18 protein-coding genes are annotated in these 17517 nt (G+C 52.2%); 9 read left to right on the top strand and 9 right to left on the bottom strand.

Annotated elements, in window-relative coordinates:
• Positions 1 to 163 precede the first annotated feature (163 nt).
• Together NNO02_RS19330 and NNO02_RS19325 are read left to right on the top strand one after the other, a co-directional pair.
• On the top strand, positions 164 to 373 hold the full coding sequence (locus tag NNO02_RS19330) for a hypothetical protein (protein ID WP_137345740.1): 210 nt from the start codon (positions 164 to 166) through the stop codon (positions 371 to 373).
• A gap of 192 nt (positions 374 to 565) precedes the next feature.
• Positions 566 to 1585: a porin gene (locus NNO02_RS19325; protein ID WP_271455515.1), complete on the top strand. Its 1020-nt coding sequence runs from the start codon at positions 566 to 568 to the stop codon at positions 1583 to 1585.
• 62 nt (positions 1586 to 1647) lie between these two features.
• On the opposite strand, the gene NNO02_RS19320 is transcribed toward NNO02_RS19325, so the two are convergent.
• The 7 genes from NNO02_RS19320 to NNO02_RS19290 form a co-directional block, all read right to left on the bottom strand.
• Positions 1648 to 2094 (bottom strand): hypothetical protein, encoded by a 447-nt coding sequence (locus NNO02_RS19320; RefSeq protein ID WP_271455514.1) that lies wholly within the window; start codon positions 2092 to 2094, stop codon positions 1648 to 1650.
• Positions 2095 to 2328: 234 nt separating this feature from the next.
• Positions 2329 to 2580 carry a DUF3343 domain-containing protein gene (locus tag NNO02_RS19315; RefSeq protein WP_271442259.1) on the bottom strand — a complete coding sequence of 84 codons (252 nt, stop codon included), beginning with the start codon at positions 2578 to 2580 and terminating at the stop codon, positions 2329 to 2331.
• Positions 2577 to 3344, bottom strand: a complete 768-nt coding sequence (gene yjiL, locus NNO02_RS19310; RefSeq protein ID WP_271455513.1) for a putative 2-hydroxyacyl-CoA dehydratase activator YjiL — start codon at positions 3342 to 3344, stop codon at positions 2577 to 2579. Before yjiL ends, NNO02_RS19315 begins: the two co-directional genes overlap by 4 nt.
• 9 nt (positions 3345 to 3353) lie before the next feature.
• Complete coding sequence (locus NNO02_RS19305; protein WP_271455512.1) at positions 3354 to 4505, bottom strand: double-cubane-cluster-containing anaerobic reductase; 1152 nt, start codon at positions 4503 to 4505, stop codon at positions 3354 to 3356.
• Between the two features lie 95 nt (positions 4506 to 4600).
• The gene (locus tag NNO02_RS19300) at positions 4601 to 5065 is read right to left on the bottom strand and encodes a GNAT family N-acetyltransferase (protein ID WP_271442256.1); all 465 of its coding nucleotides are present in this window, start codon (positions 5063 to 5065) and stop codon (positions 4601 to 4603) included.
• A gap of 13 nt (positions 5066 to 5078) precedes the next feature.
• Complete coding sequence (locus NNO02_RS19295; RefSeq protein WP_271455511.1) at positions 5079 to 6359, bottom strand: DUF445 domain-containing protein; 1281 nt, start codon at positions 6357 to 6359, stop codon at positions 5079 to 5081.
• Positions 6360 to 6433: 74 nt separating this feature from the next.
• Positions 6434 to 7360, bottom strand: coding sequence for a LysR family transcriptional regulator (locus tag NNO02_RS19290; RefSeq protein ID WP_271455510.1), 927 nt, complete (start codon positions 7358 to 7360; stop codon positions 6434 to 6436).
• A 219-nt stretch (positions 7361 to 7579) separates the two neighbouring features.
• Here NNO02_RS19290 and NNO02_RS19285 point away from each other — a divergent pair, with 219 nt between their 5' ends.
• Positions 7580 to 8812, top strand: coding sequence for a dicarboxylate/amino acid:cation symporter (locus tag NNO02_RS19285; RefSeq protein WP_271442253.1), 1233 nt, complete (start codon positions 7580 to 7582; stop codon positions 8810 to 8812).
• 31 nt (positions 8813 to 8843) lie between these two features.
• Positions 8844 to 10034 (top strand): cystathionine beta-lyase, encoded by a 1191-nt coding sequence (gene metC, locus NNO02_RS19280; protein WP_271449410.1) that lies wholly within the window; start codon positions 8844 to 8846, stop codon positions 10032 to 10034.
• 89 nt (positions 10035 to 10123) lie between these two features.
• Here the strand turns inward: metC and mdtM are convergent, their stop codons facing one another.
• Positions 10124 to 11365, bottom strand: coding sequence for a multidrug efflux MFS transporter MdtM (mdtM, locus tag NNO02_RS19275; RefSeq protein WP_271442251.1), 1242 nt, complete (start codon positions 11363 to 11365; stop codon positions 10124 to 10126).
• A 499-nt stretch (positions 11366 to 11864) separates the two neighbouring features.
• Here mdtM and NNO02_RS19270 point away from each other — a divergent pair, with 499 nt between their 5' ends.
• Positions 11865 to 12839 (top strand): Rpn family recombination-promoting nuclease/putative transposase, encoded by a 975-nt coding sequence (locus NNO02_RS19270; protein WP_271442250.1) that lies wholly within the window; start codon positions 11865 to 11867, stop codon positions 12837 to 12839.
• Between the two features lie 14 nt (positions 12840 to 12853).
• Here the strand turns inward: NNO02_RS19270 and NNO02_RS19265 are convergent, their stop codons facing one another.
• The gene (locus NNO02_RS19265) at positions 12854 to 14266 is read right to left on the bottom strand and encodes an aminotransferase-like domain-containing protein (RefSeq protein WP_271442249.1); all 1413 of its coding nucleotides are present in this window, start codon (positions 14264 to 14266) and stop codon (positions 12854 to 12856) included.
• A gap of 177 nt (positions 14267 to 14443) precedes the next feature.
• On the opposite strand from NNO02_RS19265, the gene NNO02_RS19260 reads away from it, so the two are divergent.
• The 4 genes from NNO02_RS19260 to NNO02_RS19245 all read left to right on the top strand — a co-directional run bounded on the left by NNO02_RS19260 (position 14444) and on the right by NNO02_RS19245 (position 17350).
• The gene (locus tag NNO02_RS19260; protein WP_267448186.1) at positions 14444 to 14608 is read left to right on the top strand and encodes a DUF1127 domain-containing protein; all 165 of its coding nucleotides are present in this window, start codon (positions 14444 to 14446) and stop codon (positions 14606 to 14608) included.
• A 149-nt stretch (positions 14609 to 14757) separates the two neighbouring features.
• Entirely contained in the window at positions 14758 to 15222 is a 465-nt protein-coding gene (locus tag NNO02_RS19255; protein ID WP_271455509.1) for a MarR family winged helix-turn-helix transcriptional regulator, read from the top strand.
• A gap of 6 nt (positions 15223 to 15228) precedes the next feature.
• The gene (locus tag NNO02_RS19250) at positions 15229 to 16296 is read left to right on the top strand and encodes an HlyD family secretion protein (protein WP_271449406.1); all 1068 of its coding nucleotides are present in this window, start codon (positions 15229 to 15231) and stop codon (positions 16294 to 16296) included.
• On the top strand, positions 16286 to 17350 hold the full coding sequence (locus NNO02_RS19245) for a DUF2955 domain-containing protein (RefSeq protein WP_271455508.1): 1065 nt from the start codon (positions 16286 to 16288) through the stop codon (positions 17348 to 17350). Before NNO02_RS19250 ends, NNO02_RS19245 begins: the two co-directional genes overlap by 11 nt.
• Positions 17351 to 17517 lie beyond the last annotated feature (167 nt).

Here is a 17517-nt window from a genome sequence, read left to right as displayed (position 1 = left end):
TTATTCTACAATCAAGTTATCTTTCATTTGAAATATCGTTCCACTTTTTTGGGGTTTATTAACAGTTTCATTACTATTGTGATTTTTTTTTGCCGTTGACATGTTTTTACACTGACTGCATATTTCATCGCCATAAGCGTGTTATTGCGTTCAGGAGTTAAAAATGCCTTCTCGAGATTATCCCGATATCCGAAAAGCCAGAGGGACCCGATCTAAAGATATGGTCCTTTTAAGTGCCCGTGTTGATACTTCTCTTTGGGAATATGTTCGAACACTGGCATTTGAAACGCGTAAAAGTAAACAAGACATTATTGCGGAAGCGTTAATGTTACATCGCTCTATTAATGAGAGCGAAAGCGAAAGTTCAAAGTAGTATCTCTCTGTTCGGGTTTTATTTAAAACCCAAAATGAAATATGTCTTGCCACTTCATTATTACCTTTATCGGTATGTTTTTTGGTGTGTTATTGGTGTTTCCCCTTAATCCATAGGGGACTTTTTTATGCAGGCGTTTTGCCTTCATAACAAAGTTGATAGCAAAATTCACAATTAAAAGTGAGTAACAACATGAAAAAGTCAGTAGTGGCATTAGCTGTAATGGCATTAGGGGTAACCTCCGTTCATGCAGCGGAAATTTATAATAAAGATGGCAACAAATTGGATCTGTACGGCAAAGTAAAAGCGGTACATTCCTGGACTGACGGTAAAGATGCTGATGGTACTTACGCGCGTCTGGGTTTTCGCGGTGAGACTCAAATTAACGATCAACTGACCGGTTACGGCCAGTTTGAAAGTCAGTTTGATGCTTCTAAGGCAGAAGGGTCACAGAATGGCGTTAATACACGTCTGGCGTTTGCTGGTCTGGATTACGGCCATGACGTTAGCTTTGACTACGGTCGTAACTACGGTATCGCTTACGATGTGGGAGCTTACACTGACACTCTTTCAGAGTTCGGTGGCGACTCCTTTGAGGATACTGACCGTTTCCTTACTACACGCACTTCTGGCGTTGCAACACTCCGCACCAAAAATCTGTTTGGTGCTGTTGATGGTCTGAACGTTGGCGCGCAGTATCAGGGCCAGGATGACTCTAACGCTAACCCGGCAAAACAGCACGGTAATGGCTACGGCTTCTCGCTGGGTTATGACAATATTGCGGATTCCGGCGTTTCTGCCATTGCGACCTATACAAATAGCTCAATTACCGCAGCCCAAAAGAAAGGCAATAAAGACGGTAAGTGGGAAGGTGACAACGCTGAGTTCTGGGGCGCTGGTCTGAAATATGACGCGAATGCTATCTACGTTGCAACCATGTACGGCGAGTCCCACAACCTGATTCAGGATGCGGACAAAGCACAGCATTTTGAAGCGATGGCTGCCTATGTGTTTGATTTTGGCCTGCGTCCGAACGTGGCATACGTTCATGCGCGTGACAATGACAACACTGACCTGACCGAATACGTTGCGCTGGGTACTGATTACTACTTCAACAAAAACATGGTGGCCGATGTAGGTTATAAAATTAACCTGCTTGATGGCAAAAACGACGATAACCAGGTTGTTGCTGGCCTGACTTACCAGTTCTAAGTTTTTGTGATGATTGCAAAAGGCGTCTTTAGTAAGACGCCTTTTTTACATGCTTTTGAGGCTCACAGCGGTTGGTTTTGCTCCGACTGCAGATCGCTAAATAGCCATTTCCAGATATCCACTTTTACCCATGCAACGGCACAGAGAATGAGGTAAAAAAGAGAATTATGCGTAATGGAGATACGCATGACTTCCATCAGGTCTACATGCAAGTTTCCGGCTATTGCCATGTTGATAACAAAAATAGAAGCAATAGCACTGGCCAGTAAAATAATAATAGCCTGTATTTTGGCTACCGCCGGAAACTTTCCGGAAGCCCACTGCCACAAGAAAACGGTTGTTAGCAGAAAGATAATAAACAATCCTGTCGCACCAAATAGACCAAAGTTTTTATAATCGCCTACCGTGCTAATTAAACCAGCCAGAATAATCAACCCAAGTATGAGTTTTTTCAACCTCGACATGTACTCTTCCCAGAAGTGTTGTTGCAATTTAATTAATATGTCCATTTTTACGCATGTGCTATCAGCAAAGGTATATACGTAAAAGTGAATTATAAAGTTTTTAGAGAGGTGTTTGACTGTTATTTGCAGGTTATTAAATGCTGACATTTAATTGCAGAGTAATCTGATGAGGATATATTTATGGCGTTAGCGGAGTGGTGGTCTATACCGACTATAAGCTGTTGTTTATCCCCTGGATAATCCGAGTATATATCAGCTTTTCACGCTAATCCGGCATGTTCAGGAGGCGGGGAACGCGGCTATACAGCGCCAGTCTCCGTTTTCCTGGCGGTAGATAGATTCGGTATGTCCTGGAATCACCCATTCTTCCTCCATGCCAGCAACACAGTCGATGTAGATACAGAGTCCGCAGCCACCGCGAAGCTCGCGGGGAATATCCGCCACCCGAAAGCGGACCCCTGCGGCCTGTAGCGTCTTGCGCATTTTGATGACACCGACGGTGGAATGAAACAAGAACAGCGTTTCCTTCACTGACGTTTCCCCTGACGCTGGCCTATCAATGCAGCCCCGATTGCACCGGCAAACTGTGCGTCGGGATGCGTGTGTACGGGAATGCCTACATGGTCTTCAAGCATACGGGCAAAGGCGTGACAGTGGCTGACTCCGCCGGTAAATAGCAGCGGTGCCTGGGCTGAAAGCCGCCCGATGAAGTTCGCGCTGCGTCTGGCCATTGCGTTGATCACGCCAGCCAGAATCGCCTCCGGCGCGATGCCCGCAGAGCGCAGGCTAATGACTTCTGACTCGGCAAATACTGTACACATGCTGGTAATAGCATGTGGTTCGACGCCAGCAGTAATCGTATCCAACTGCTCTACGCTGGCGCCGAGGGTGCGTGAGATGACGTCCAGAAACCGCCCGGTTCCGGCAGCGCACTTGTCATTCATTAAGAAATCGCTGAGATTGCCATCGTCATCCAACTGGATGACTTTACTGTCCTGACCCCCGATATCAATGACTGTGCGGGTGCCGGGAGCCAGCAATCGCGCCCCCAGTCCGTGGCAGGAAATTTCAGTGACCTGTTTATCGGCATAATCGACGAGCTGCCGTCCGTACCCGGTGAGGGTTAAAAATGGCCTGTTCTCCAGCCCAGCCTGCAACGTTTCCCATGCCTGCGCGATCGCATCTGCGGGGCGAAAAGGTGTTGGGCAAAGGAAGCGGCGCCTGATGATGTTACCTTCCAACAAAATGCCTTTCGTCGCCGTGGAGCCGGAATCAATCCCTATTGAGTATGTCATCCGCGTTTCTCACAACATTTCAATGAAGGCGGCGACACGGGTACTGAGCTGGCCGATATCCGCGCTGGAGTAGTCGGTTTCAATTGCGATATAAGGAATGTTGTGCTGTTGGCGTACGTGACGCTTAATCGCGAGCGATTCAACGGCGTAGGTGTGGCAAGCCTGCAAAATGACATCGACGACGCCGTCAGCCTGGTACTCGTCAACCATTTGACTGAGCATCTTCAGACGTTGATCGTTTGGAGAAATACAGGAGCAGCCGATGGCGAGGTACTTATCAGTCAGCGCGTCGTAGACATCGCCGGTTTCCGCCACGCATTGTTCGGTGGCCTTTGCGCCGGTGCAGTTTTCATAACCCACGACCCAACCGCCGTTTTCTTCAATAGCACGAACGACTTTCTCTGCTGCGCCGCCAACGGGGCAGCCGGTTATCAGGATGCGCGGACGTGACGCCAGACGTTTCCCGGCCTGCCATTCCTGATGTACGCGCTCGGCCATGCTATTAAGCTCGTCGATCAACGCGTCTTTATCAAAACGGAAAGTGGCGCCGTAGACGACTTTCAGAATGTCACTGCCGCTAAGTGCGGGTGGGTTAAGTTGACCAACGCGGTAGAAATTCGCCAGCGCCCGACGTTCCTTGTTTTTGAGAATAATGGCTTCACGCAGCGCAGTTTCGGTAATGGCTGTGCCAAAACGGGCTTCGACGGCCTGCTGCAGACGCAGGATCTCGGCTTTCCATAGCGCACGCGAAGCCGCATCGCTGGCGCTGTTGGGCAGTTGCATTACATGTACCGCTTTAAATTCGGCCATGTATTCGTACATTTTCTTTTTACCATCGCAGGTGGTTTCGCCCACCACCAGGTCAGAGAAATAGAAGTAGGGGCATTTGTCGGTTTTGCCAAAACCGTAGCTGCTTTTGATCAGCGGACACAGGTTCCGCGGCAGATCTTTTTCGGCTTCTTCAATGGTTTCATCAGAGGTCGAGCATAGGGAAACGACAACCGCGCCCGCCGCCATCGCAATCTCCTGCGGCATAAAGGTGCAATAGGTTCCAACGAGCGGAATACCTTGCTCTTTAAGATCCATTACGGTGAGAAAACCTTTCTGACGGGCGTCGGAGAATTGAGTGAAAATGGCGGGTAAATCGGTGATGAGCGACATGATTTTCCTTCCCCGTAACACGGGAGACAGTAAAAAGACGCCGCATTATAACCCTGTAATATGTCAGGCTTTATTGATGTACAACAATTGCGCGTTTACAGATTACGACTGTAGACCCGTGACACTTCCCCCCACGGATGATAGCCTGGCCCGTCAAAGTAAAATCCTGCTTTCTCGTATAAACCTTCCAGGTCGGTACACAAATGGAGCTGCATAAACCCCAGCTGTCTGGCCTGCTGCGCAATATGTTCAATCAGGCGAAATGCCAGACCGTGCCCGCGATAGCGAGGATCGATATAGAGCGCACATAGCCACGGCCACAGTTCGCCGCGACTGATAAAATCATTGGTGATCAATCCGGCGCAGCCAACAATGCTGTCGCCATCCTGCAACCAATACCACTGCGGTAGTGGGTTCTTTGCGCCAATGCAACGATGCAGCGCATCCTCGTAAACCTTCATGGAGTCTTCTGAGGCCCATTGTTGTTGAAAGTAAGCGGTGACCTCGTGCCGCTTTTCCGGCGTCTCGCGCAGGGAAAAAATGCGGATGTTCATCGTCATTGAATTTTTCTCCTTAAAAATTCGCCAGCGTTAGCAGGGAAGGAATTTGCGACAACAGGTATAACACCAGTCCGATAGAGCCGCCAACCAGCGTGCCGTTGACGCGAATGAACTGCAAATCTTTGCCGATGTTTAGCTCAATTTGCTGTGACATATCGCGGGCATCCCAGCTTTTCACCGTGTCGCTAATATGGCGCGTCAGGAAGCTGGCGAACTCTGGCGCGACCTTGCGTGCGGCTTGCTCCAGATGTTCATTCAGTGAAGTGCGCAGGGCGCCGTCGGCAACCAGCGTTTCGCCAAACCATTGTCCGGCGCTGGCGATGCGCTGCTTCACGCGGGAATCGTCGGCGTTAATGTCAGTTTTCACCCACTGGCGCAGGTCAGCCCACAGTTCGCCGAGATAACGGTTAAAGGCTTCGTCTTCTTTCAGATAGCTTTTGAGGCTCTCTGCCCGGACGGCCATCTCCGGATCGTGTTTGAGCTTCTCGATAAGCCTTAATGTGGCGCGATCGAAGGCGTGGCGGATCTGATGTGCCCGATCGTGGCTGATATCATCCAGCAGAGAGTTGACGGCATCAGTGACCAGCTCGGCGCTGTGTTCACCTAACCATTCGGTCGGCAGGATCTTCGCCTTGAGTGGGTGTTCGGTCTCCAGCCAGCGTACGATCTGCTGGGCAATAAATGTTCGCGAACTGTCGCGCTGAAGCAGGGCGATCAGTTGAGCGATCAACGTGTCGAGCAACGCCTGGTGACGATTGTTTTTGGTCATGCTTTCCAGCATCAGCGCACTGGTGCCGGAAAGATCAACTTTGTCGATCGCCTTATGCACCGCCCGTTTAATAAGCCGCTGAATACGCGAATCATCGGTGAGTTCGAGAAATCCGCTCATGATTTGCAGTAAATGCTGGCCAATACGCTGGGCATTTTCCGGTTGGCTGAACCAGTTGCCAATCAACAGTGCCGGCTCATGGCGACGAATAAGGGCGACCAGAGACTGCGTATCGAGGAATTTCTCCTGAACAAACTGCCCAAGATTTTCCCCAATTCTGTCCTTATTGCGCGGGATGATCGCCGTATGTTGCGAGATAAATGGGATTGGCACCCGGCGAAAAAGCGCTACTACGGCGAACCAGTCCGCCAGTGCGCCCACCATTGCCGCTTCGGCAATCGCTTTGATCCCGAGCACCCAGAAGTTAGGTGGCAGAAACAGCGTAATGACGAAGGTGGCGGCGGCGGCCAGCAGCAGAGAGAGCGCCAGTCGTTTGGCGCGTTTGAGTTCAGCAATTTTATTCATAGGCTTAAGGATAGAGCCAGACGGCGGGATCGCGCAAAATTTGTGGTGTGCCTCCCATTTTAGAGGGGAAGCGCTTATCCTGGGATCCAGTTATCCCAGGCCGGTAGCGGGCCAAGTTCTGCGACCAGAAAATCAATAAACGAGCGCACCTTCGGATTGCTGTACTTGCTGGGAAAATAGAGCGCATACAGGGCGTGGGTTTCGCAGGTGATGGTGCCGTCGAGCATTAGCGGCGTAACCTCTTCTTTTTGAATATGATCGCCAATCAGATAGGTGGGTAAATACGCCACGCCCTGATCTTCCAGCACTGACTTCAGCAATACCAGACTGCTGTTAGCCTGGATAGGCATATGCAGTTTTAACTGATGCAGACGATCCTGTTCATCGGCCACCTTCAGCACCGGTGTGAGACCGGGGTAAACCAGGCAGTCATGATCCACCAGATCGCCTCGGCGCTGGGGCATGCCTTTTTTGGCAAGGTATCCTGGCGATGCGCAGTACGCCCAGCGGATAGGCACCAGCTTGCGCATGGCATAGTTCTGCGGTGGTGCGGTGGAGATGCGCAGGGCGATGTCGAAATCTGTTTCATTCAGATTAACGAAGTTATCGTTGAGATCGATATACAGGTTCACATCGGGGAACTGTGAGCGGTATTTATCCACCAGATTTACCAACCGCGAATAACCAAAAGCAATGGAACAGGTTATGCGTAATTCCCCCTGCGGGCTGTGATAATAACCAGAGGTGGTATTCAGCGTTTCATCAAATTCTGTCAGTAACTTATTGGCGCGGTTAAATAAATATTGCCCGGCATCGGTTAAGGTAATACTGCGGGTGGTGCGCTTAATTAATGTTGTCCCCAATGTATCTTCCATCGCCGTCAGACTTTTGCTGACCGCCGACGGCGACACATTAAGCTGAGCGGCGGCCTCCGATAAACCTCCACAGTCGACGATTTTGACGAAAAACTCCAGATGCTTGAGTGAAATCGGCGTACTCATAGTTTCCTTTTATTCACAAGTGATTTGCAAAAACGGTACGAATAGGCCGTTACATTCGCCTTTTAAACATGCAACTATTGAATCACAGGAAACAACCTGCTGGCAAAATGAAAAAATAACAACTTAGGTGAGTTGCGTCACAAAATAAAAGGAGGCGAAACGGAAACTCATCACATTGTGAATTTAATCTCATTAATTATTATTCTAAAGGTACCGATTATGTGGTCACGACTCGAACCCTACAGATCGTCGATTATTTTATTAGTTGCTCTGGTGATTGGCGGCTTATTAGGTATTTATGCCCCGACGTTTGCCAGCAAACTCCAGCCGATAGGTCAGATATTCCTGAACCTGTTATTTATGATTATTGTGCCGCTGGTGGGGATCAGCGTCATGTCGTCTATCGCCAGTATGACCGACCTGAAAAGGTTGGGACGTATTATGGCGATCATCTTTATTGTTTCGATCGCGATGGCCTTTATTCCGGCGGCCGGGATCGTAGCGCTGGCGCTATGGTATAACCCGGCGCAGGGCGTCACCATCGATCTCTCGCAGTCCGTGCAGGCGGGCAGCGGCAAGATGGATTTTGTCAGCATGATTACCACCAGCGACTTTATTGGGCTGTTTTCTAAGTCCAATATTCTGGCGCTGATCGTAATGGCGATCATCGCCGGTGTCGCGATTGGTCAATCGGATCAGGCCGGTAAACGCATTGCGTCGCTGCTGGAAGATGCTAATACCGTGATCATGAAGATCGTCTCGATCATTATGAAGGTCGCTCCGGTGGGTCTGGGCTGCTATTTCGCTGCCACCATGGCCAGCCAGGACTCTGCGCTGCTGTTAACCTTTGCCCGCGCCATTGGCCTGTTTATGGTCGCCACGCTGGTCTACTTCGTTTTTGGCTCTATTCTCTATTCATATATAGGGGGGGGTATCCCGGCGGTTAAAGCCTTCTGGCGCAATGCGATTGAACCCTCGGCTACCGCGCTGGGGACTTGCTCTTCGCTGGGAACGCTGCCGGTGACGCTGCGTGCCGGTAAGGCGATGGGGATCAACCCGGAAATCGTTGATGTCTCTATTCCGCTGCTGGTTAACCTGAATAAAGGCGGCGTAGCGATGATTGCCGCGCTGAAAATTGTCTTTATCTATTCCGTGCTGGGCATGGAGTTCACTACTGAGACCTTCTTCCTGACCATGCTGATTGCGGTGCTCTCCGCCATTATCGTCGGCGGTGTGCCGGGCGGGGCATTCCTCGGTGAAATTTTTATCGTCACCACGCTGGGGCTGCCAATGGAAGCGATCCCGATGTTGGTGGTACTGGGCACCATTACCGATGCGCCGGCCACACTGATTAACGTTATCCATGATTTGAATGCGGCGCAGATTGTTGAACGGTTCGCTGGAAAAAAGCAGACCAATACTGAAATCAACTCTACTGCTGCGGTGGTATAGGTTTTCACACGGATTAAGAACAGGAGAAGTTATGAAAGACGCAATGAAGCTTGAAACACATCTGGTCGTGGCTGGACGCGATAAACGCTACACCCAGGGCGCGGTGAATCCGGTGATCCAACGTGCCTCTTCGCTGGTGTTTGATACCGTGAAGGACAAAAAATTTGCCACCGCGAACCGTGCGAACGGCGAACTGTTTTACGGTCGTCGCGGAACCTACACCCACTTTGCTTTCCAGAAAGCAATGAGTGAGTTGGAAGGCGGCGTAGGCTGCGCGCTGTACCCGTGCGGCGCTGCGGCGGTGACCAATGCGATTCTGGCGTTTGTCCAAAGTGGCGATCATATTCTGATGACAGGTGCCGCCTACGAGCCAACCCAGGATTTCTGCAATAAGATCCTGAGTAAATTCAACGTGGAAACCACGTATTACGATCCGCTGATTGGCGCGGGTATCGTCGATCTTCTGCGTCCGGAAACAAAGGTGGTGTTCCTCGAGTCCCCGAGTTCAATCACCATGGAAGTTCAGGACGTGCCGGGAATGGTGAAGGCGATCCGTGCGGTGAATCCGGAGATTGTCATTATGATCGACAACACCTGGGCGGCGGGCGTGCTGTTCAAAGCGCTGGATTATGGCGTGGATATTTCCATTCAGGCGGGAACGAAGTACACCATCGGTCATTCGGACGGCATGCTGGGCACGGCGGTGTCGAACGCCCGCTGTTGGGATCGTCTGCGCGAAAACTCTTACCTGATGGGGCAAACGCTGGATGCCGATACGGCCTACAACGGTAGCCGCGGACTGCGTACCCTGGCGGTACGTCTTAAGCAGCATCAGGAGAGCAGCATCCATATTGCTCGCTGGCTGTCGGCAAGACCGGAGGTGGCGCGGGTGAATCATCCGGCATTACCGGAATGTCCGGGGCATGAGTATTTCCAGCGCGACTTTGCGGGAAGCTCGGGACTGTTCTCATTTGTGCTGAAAAAGAGGCTGACCGACGAACAGATGGCGAATTTCCTCGATAACTTTTCGCTGTTCCATATGGCCTATTCGTGGGGCGGATTTGAGTCACTCATCCTCGCTAACCAGCCGGAAGAACTGAACAGCATCCGCCCGGCCGGGGATGTGGATTTCAGCGGAACGCTGGTCAGGGTACATATTGGCCTGGAAGATGTTGATGACCTGATTGCCGATCTGGACGCAGGTTTCGCGCGCATTGCTTAAGATGGTGTGATCTTAGCCGGATGCGGCGCAGGCGCCTTATCCGGCCTACTACTATGTCATTGTGACAGGCCGGATAAGCATCTGACAGGCTAGTTTTCAGTGGCTAACGTAGCTGCTTCATGCTGGCGTACCCGTTTTAATAAACCCGCCAGCGTAAATACCACAATGATCCCGGCGGCCACCGCCAACAGATGAAACGACAGTCTGCCACCGTTAAACCACAGCCAGCGCCCGACTTCGACAGAAACGGCCATCACCGTCAGGATCACCATGTTCAGTGATGCGGAGACCGTACCTTTCGGCAAGTTGTTGGAAAACAGCGTAAAACGAAACAGCGTTGGGAAGATCATCCCAATACCAAACGCATACAGGCTGGTTCCCAGCACCGACCACAGCCAGACGTGCGGCCACAGTAAGTTACCGACAATCAGCACTGCCAGCCCGCTCAGTTGAACAGGTGCCGCCCGCCAGATAAAGCGCGGTCGGGTCGGATCTTTCACAAACCGTACGACGACCATGTTGGCCACGATCACGGCGCCAAATACCGGAGCCTGTGCCCAGGCAAACTGCGATGTGGTCATACCGCCCGCGTCAATCAGGATCACCGGCGAGACCGCCACCCAGCTCATCATCGGGATATAGCTTAACGACAGCGTGGCTGCGCCAAACAGGAACACCCGGTTGCGGAAAACGTCGCGGAAATCACGCAGTACGCTGCACGCGCTGAACGGCACAGCACCGCGCTGGACGGTCTCCGGCATCGCCAGGGCTAACCCAACCAGGGCGATAAGCCCCATGACGGCGATAATGGCAAACAGGATCTTCCAGTGGACAAAGTGCATCAGCGCCGCCCCGGAGAGCGGGCCGATAACCGGTGCCACCAGTACAATGGAAGTGATAACGGCCATCAGCTTAATGGCCTTTGTTTGCCCAAATGCCTCTTGTACCGTGACATAACCGACTGTGGCGATAAAGCAGATGCTGGTGCCCTGCACGAAACGCGCGATCAGAAATTGTGTCATCGAGGTAGTGAAGAGTGTCGCCGTGCAGGCCAGCGTAAAGATTAACGCCCCGGCAATCAGTACCGGTCGGCGGCCAATCCTGTCGGAAAGCGGCCCCAACAGCCACTGCAGCGCCATCCCTCCCGCCAGATACAGACTGACTGCAGCAGGAGCCAGGCTGACATCAGCGTTGAAATCTCGCACTACATTGATGATGCCGGGCTGGATCAGATCCGTCGACAGATAGGCCGCGAAGTCATACAAAATCAGCGCGATAGGGAAAAATAGCGTTGTGGCGCGTTGAGCGAAAAACGCGAGAATCCGTTGCATAAAACAACTCCTTGTCGGGAGAAAACCCTCAACGGGAATAGCGAAATTCAATACCGTCTTAGAGACGCCTGGCTGGTGACAGAAAAAACAGACTGCAGATGTACTGAATTTCATGTAATCAAAAACGCTGCCTGCGTGAAACGCAAACAGGAAATACGCCTCTCTGACTCAGGTCAGAAAACGTAACGATTACAAGTGACAATCAGCACATTACACCTCGGGAAGAGAACGTTGAACGGAAAATAACCTCCCGCAGTGTAATGCGGATTGGATGATAATTAAACGAGTTTATCGGGTTAATGCGTAGGAATTAAAGGGGTTTAACGCGGGAATGTGCATTGAGATAGCGATTCTGCGTGACGTGTTCCAGACAAATGCAGACGTTACAAAGGGACGTTTTTATCTCTGATAACGTCTCGCAAAGAGAGAAAGTCGCAGGTGAGGGAGCAGTTTTCTGACGCTAAAGTCATGGCATCTTATTTCCAGGTGACGGACCGCCATGAATACAGCACCGACTTCCACACCGCATGATGCGGTTTTTAAAACGTTTTTGCGCCACCCAGAGACAGCTCGGGATTTTCTACAAATACATCTTCCCGCTTCGCTGCGCGAACTTTGCGATTTTCAGACGCTGAAACTCGAGTCAGATAGTTTTATTGAAGAGGATTTACGTGCGTATTACTCCGATGTGTTGTGGTCGGTGAAAACGACGGAAGGGGATGGATATATTTATGTGGTAATTGAACACCAAAGCACCCCGGATGCGCATATGGCATTCAGACTGATGCGCTACGCGGTAGCGGCCATGCAGAAACATTTAGATGCCGGGCATCAGCAACTGCCGCTGGTGGTGCCGATGCTGTTTTATCACGGCGCTAAAAGCCCGTACCCTTATTCACTGTGCTGGCTGGATGAGTTTGCCAACCCGAAACTGGCTCGTCAGCTGTATGCTGCGGCATTTCCGCTGGTGGATATTACGGTCATACCGGATGACGAAATTGTGCAGCATCGACGTATGGCGCTGCTGGAGTTAATCCAAAAACATATTCGCCAGCGCGATCTTATGGGGCTGGTCGAGCAACTTGTTTCCCTGTTAGTTAACGGCTCGACTAATGACAGTCAGCTAAAGACGCTGTTTAATTATATTTTGCGAACCGGCGATGCACCTCGCTTCAATACGTTTATCAGTGCAATTGCCGAACGTTCACCGCAGCATAAGGAGCATTTGATGACGATCGCGGACAGATTGCATGAGGCAGGTTTTCAAAAAGGATGGCTCAAAGGTCAGCAGGAAGGAAAGCACGAAGGTAAACAAGAAGGTAAACAGGAAGGGTTAATAGAGGGGCGACGTGATGAGGCGCTACGTATTGCCCGCACCATGCTGGCAGATGGCATCGATATCAGCACGGTACAAAAAATTACCCGGCTTTCCGCTGAAGATATCCAGGGGTTAAGCCACTGGATAAAAGCGTAGCCGGGTGTACCGATTTACTCTATCGCCACCTTTACGGCCTCGCCGAGCTTTTGCATCACTTCCTGATGCTTCTCGTTTGGCGGTAACGCACAGTTGATACGCACGCAGTTGCGATACTTTCCGGATGCGGAGAACAGCGAACCCGGTGCGACCTGGATTTTCAGGCGACACAGCTGTTTGGCAACACAGACCATATCGACCTGCTGTGGCAATTCCACCCACAGCATAAAGCCGCCTTTTGGTCGGGTGACGCAGATGCCGCAGGGGAAGTACTCCCGCACCCAGCAGGTGTAGATCTCCATATTGCGCTGATAAATCTGGCGCATGCGTCGGATATGACGATGGTAATGACCTTCGCGCACAAAGGTGGCTGCCGCCAGTTGCGTTGCAGGAACGTTGGTGCCAATGACAGCGTATTTCATGTGCAGCAGCTTGTCGTAATAGCGACCGGGGATGACCCAACCGACGCGCAGACCTGGTGCTACGGATTTGGTAAACGAACTGCACAACAGAACCCGACCGTCGCTGTCCCAGGAGTGAATGGTGCGTGGGCGCGGGTACTCCGTTGCCAGCTCGCCATACACATCATCTTCAAAAATCACAATATCGTGGCGTTGGGCGAGGGCGAGCACCGCTCGCTTACGCGCATCCGGCATAATAAATCCGAGCGGGTTATTGCAGTTGGGAACCAGTAGCACTCCTTTGATTGGCCACTGATCCAGCGCCAGTTCCAGCGCTTCAATGCTGATCCCGGTATCTGGATCGGTCGGGATCTCAATGACTTTGATCCCCAAACCGCGCAGCAGCTGCATTGTGCCGTAATAGGCCGGAGATTCAACGGCAACAATGTCTCCAGGCTGGCAGACCGTCAGCAGCGCCAGCGACAGGCCGCTCTGGCTGCCGCTGGTGATGACAATATCATCCGCATTGACGACTGAACCGCTGTCCAGCATCAGGCGCGCAATCTGACTGCGCAGTTCACGACAGCCGGAGATTTCATCGTAGCCCAAAATCGCTTTCAGATTGTGCTGCGCCACGCGGCTTAGCTCGCGCCACAGTGGTTTCAGGCTGGGTTGATTAATATCGGGCACGCCACTGCTAAAAGGCGTGATGGATTTGTCCGCGTTGCCTTTCAGCATATCCAGCACCTGATCCCACTGGGTTATTTCGACCGGACGCTGCACTGGCCGTGACATTGGCGGTACGGGGGGTTGTGCTTTTTGTGGGGCGACAAAGTAGCCAGAGCGCGGCTGCGGGGTGATCAACTGGCGCTGTTCCAGCGTCTGATAAGCCTGCTGTACAGTGCTGATGCTGACACCATGCTCCTGACTCAGACTGCGCACCGAGGGCAGCTTTTCGCCATGACGGTACAGCCCTTGCTCAATACGTTCGGCCAGCAGGTTGGCCAGATGTTGGTAACGGGTCATGCTGTATCCCTCATGGGTACCATACAGATTAAAAAACCAGTACAGATTGGCGTAATTAATGCGATGCAGAATCCTTTTTAACCAATCTGTATGTTAAAGAAAAGTACTTTGTGAGTCTGTATTGTCCCTGGCCAAATCCGGGAAGATAAAGCCTCTGGCAAGACGGGGAGGTAAGGTATGGAATTTCACGAGAATAAAGCAAAGCAGCCGTTTATTGGATTGGTGCAGATCTGGCAGGCAATAAAACGGTGGCGACTACGGGCGCAAACGCGACGTGTATTGCATCATATGAGCGATGAACGGCTGCGGGACGTCGGGCTGCGACGCGATCAGGTGGAGTGATTTTTCTTCCACCAACAAAGGCCGGGGCTACCGTAGCCCGGCTACTTTTATATTCACCACATTTATCAATTCATGCTTCTGGTTAGTATGTTTCTTGATACTTACCCTGATAAGTATTATTTTCTTCTCCGCGATGAGGGGAAAGAAACATGACTGAAGATGAACTGTTTGCCCGCCGCCCAATGGGGATGCGCATGGCAATGGTGGTACGCCAGTGGCGGGCCATTATTGATGCTGCCATTACCGATACTGGCCTGACGCAGTCCAGCTGGACGGTACTGATGCAACTGTATCAACTGGGAGACAACGTCTCGGTCAGTGAACTGGCACAAATGCAGGGCATTGAACTGCCGCCGCTAATGCGTACCCTCTCGCAGCTGGAAAAGCAGGGCTATCTGCTGCGTTCCACATCGCCTTATGACAAACGCATCCGCCTGCTAACGCTGACCGCGCAAGGCCGCTTAAGGCTTGAAGAACTTAACCGGGTGATTGAGACATACCAACATCGCGTCACCTGCACCATCCCTGAGGCGCAACTCGCTTCTTTCAGCGCTACGCTCAATCAAATCGCCTGCAATTTGCGGACAATCCGCGAAGAAGATAACAAGATCTAAAAAACTATGATGACCCCAGAACAAAAATTTGCCCGTTGGGTAAGGGTGAGTATTGCCGCTTTCCTGGTAATATTCGCCTGGTTTATCGTTGCCGATATCTGGATCCCGCTGACGCCGGACTCCACGGTGATGCGCGTGGTAACGCCTGTTTCCTCGCGTGTTTCCGGCTACGTCTCGCAGGTTTATGTGCATAACAATAGCCAGGTGAAGAAGGGTGACTTGCTGTACGAGCTGGATCCGACACCGTTTATCAATAAGGTCGAAGCCGCGCAAATCGCCCTTGAGCAGGCGAAGCTGAGCAATCAGCAACTGGACGCGCAGATTGCCTCTGCCCGCGCCAATCTGCGTACCGCACAATTCACTGCCCGCAACGATAAGACCACCTTCGACCGCTACCAGCGGCTGAGTACGATGCAGAACGTCTCGCAATCCGATCTCGACAAGGTTCGTACCACCTGGCAGACCAGTGAACAGTCGGTCGCCGCGCTGAGTGCCAGTATTCAGAACCTGCTGATCCAGCGCGGCGAGCGCGATGATGGCCGCAATGTCACGCTGCAAAAATATCGCAATGCGCTGGACGAGGCGCAGCTGAATCTCGGCTGGACGAAGGTGCATGCAGAAACCGATGGCACGGTGAGCAACCTCCAGCTCAACCCCGGACTGTATGCCACTGCAGCTACGCCGCTGCTGGCGCTGGTCAGCCACCAGACGGATATTGTGGCTGACTTTCGCGAGAAAAGCCTGCGCCACACTCGGGTAAATACCAATGCCGCCGTGGTGTTCGATGCCATGCCGGGCAAGGTCTTCTCTGCCCGCGTTACCAGTAGTGATGCCGGTATTCTGGCGGGTCAGGAGCAGGTTAACGGCCAGCTGTCGCAACCGGAACAGTCAACCCGCTGGGTGCGCGATGCCCAGCGTATGCGCATTCATGTGGCGCTGAACGAACCGCTCGACACGCCGCTACCGACCGGGGCACGCGCCACGGTACAGCTGTATAACAGCGAAGGAATGTTCGCACGCACCTTCGCCGGGGCGCAGATCCATCTCGTTAGCTGGCTGCACTATGTCTATTAACACCCTGGCCCATGTTTTTACCCCGCACGGGAACATTGTCTACACCGCCAATGATTTTCGCCAGACCCTGCGTATTTCCGTCGCCGGGACAATCGCACTGAGTATTTCGACCTTTTACAACGTGCAGTACGGCGTGTTCTTTGTGGTTTATCCGCTGATGCTGCTGTCGTTGGTGCCGGTATTTAACCGCCATGTGGCAACCCAGTTTGTGTTTAGCGCGGCGGTGAACTGCGTTGAAATGGTGCTAATCGTCGGCTATCTGTCGCAGTGGCCGCTGATTATGACGCTGGTGGTGTTCGGCCTGTACGTGATGCGTTTTCGTTTTATGAGCAAAGGGCCGCTGTTTCTGCTCGGTTCGATGGGTGTGGTGTGCCAGAGCACGATGCTCAACTTTATGAGCTATCCCACCACTAACTGGCATACGCTGATGTTCTCCAATATGGAAGCCTGCGTCATGGCGGTGGCGCTGAGCGCGCTGCTGCATTATCTGATCCCGGACGTGGAGCCGCGCCAGCCGCCGCCGCGCATTGAGAAAGATGCCGCCCGGGTGCGCCATGAGTCGCTGCTTTCCGGCACGGTGGCGACGATGATTTTTGTGGTCTTCCAGATCTGTGATTTGAGTGATTCGCTGTCGGCGCTGATGGCGGGGATTTTGATCCTGTTCCCGATGCACTATCGCGGCGCGGTGATTAGCTCGATTTGGCGCGTGGTCGGCGTGGTGCTGGCCTGCCTGTATATTCTGCTGGTGCAGCTGCTTATCTATGATTTCAGCAACCATATGGTGCTGATGATGCCGCTGATCGGTCTCGGGCTGGCGTTTAGCGCCCGCCTGCACGTGATGGAAAAAGTCGGCGCGGGCGTGGGGTTTGCCAGCATCACCACCATCGGCATTATGTTCGGCCAGAACCTGCACCCGGAACAGGACCTGGTGTTCAGCGATCTGTACCGCATCACCTCCGTCACCGTCGCGCTGGTGGCAACGTTAACCATGGTATTTCTGGTACACCGGGTGTTGAACTGCTTTGCCGCGACGCGGTTTGTGATTACCGAGTGAGTAGGGGCAAGTGCCGGATGGCGGCGTAAACGCCTTATCCGGCCTACGGGAAGCGGAATTTCCAGGCCCGGTAAGCGTAGCGCCACCGGGCGTTTTTCGGATTGCCTGCTCCTTCACCTTTATCTAATTATTCAGAATATGGTTTATTTGTTCGAGAAATAAAAATA

It is taken from the genome of Citrobacter sp. Awk 2 (assembly GCF_028069815.1).
Lineage (GTDB): Bacteria > Pseudomonadota > Gammaproteobacteria > Enterobacterales > Enterobacteriaceae > Citrobacter.
The sequence above is the reverse complement of the archived record's forward strand: the minus strand, read 5'-3'. Positions and strand labels throughout refer to the sequence as shown.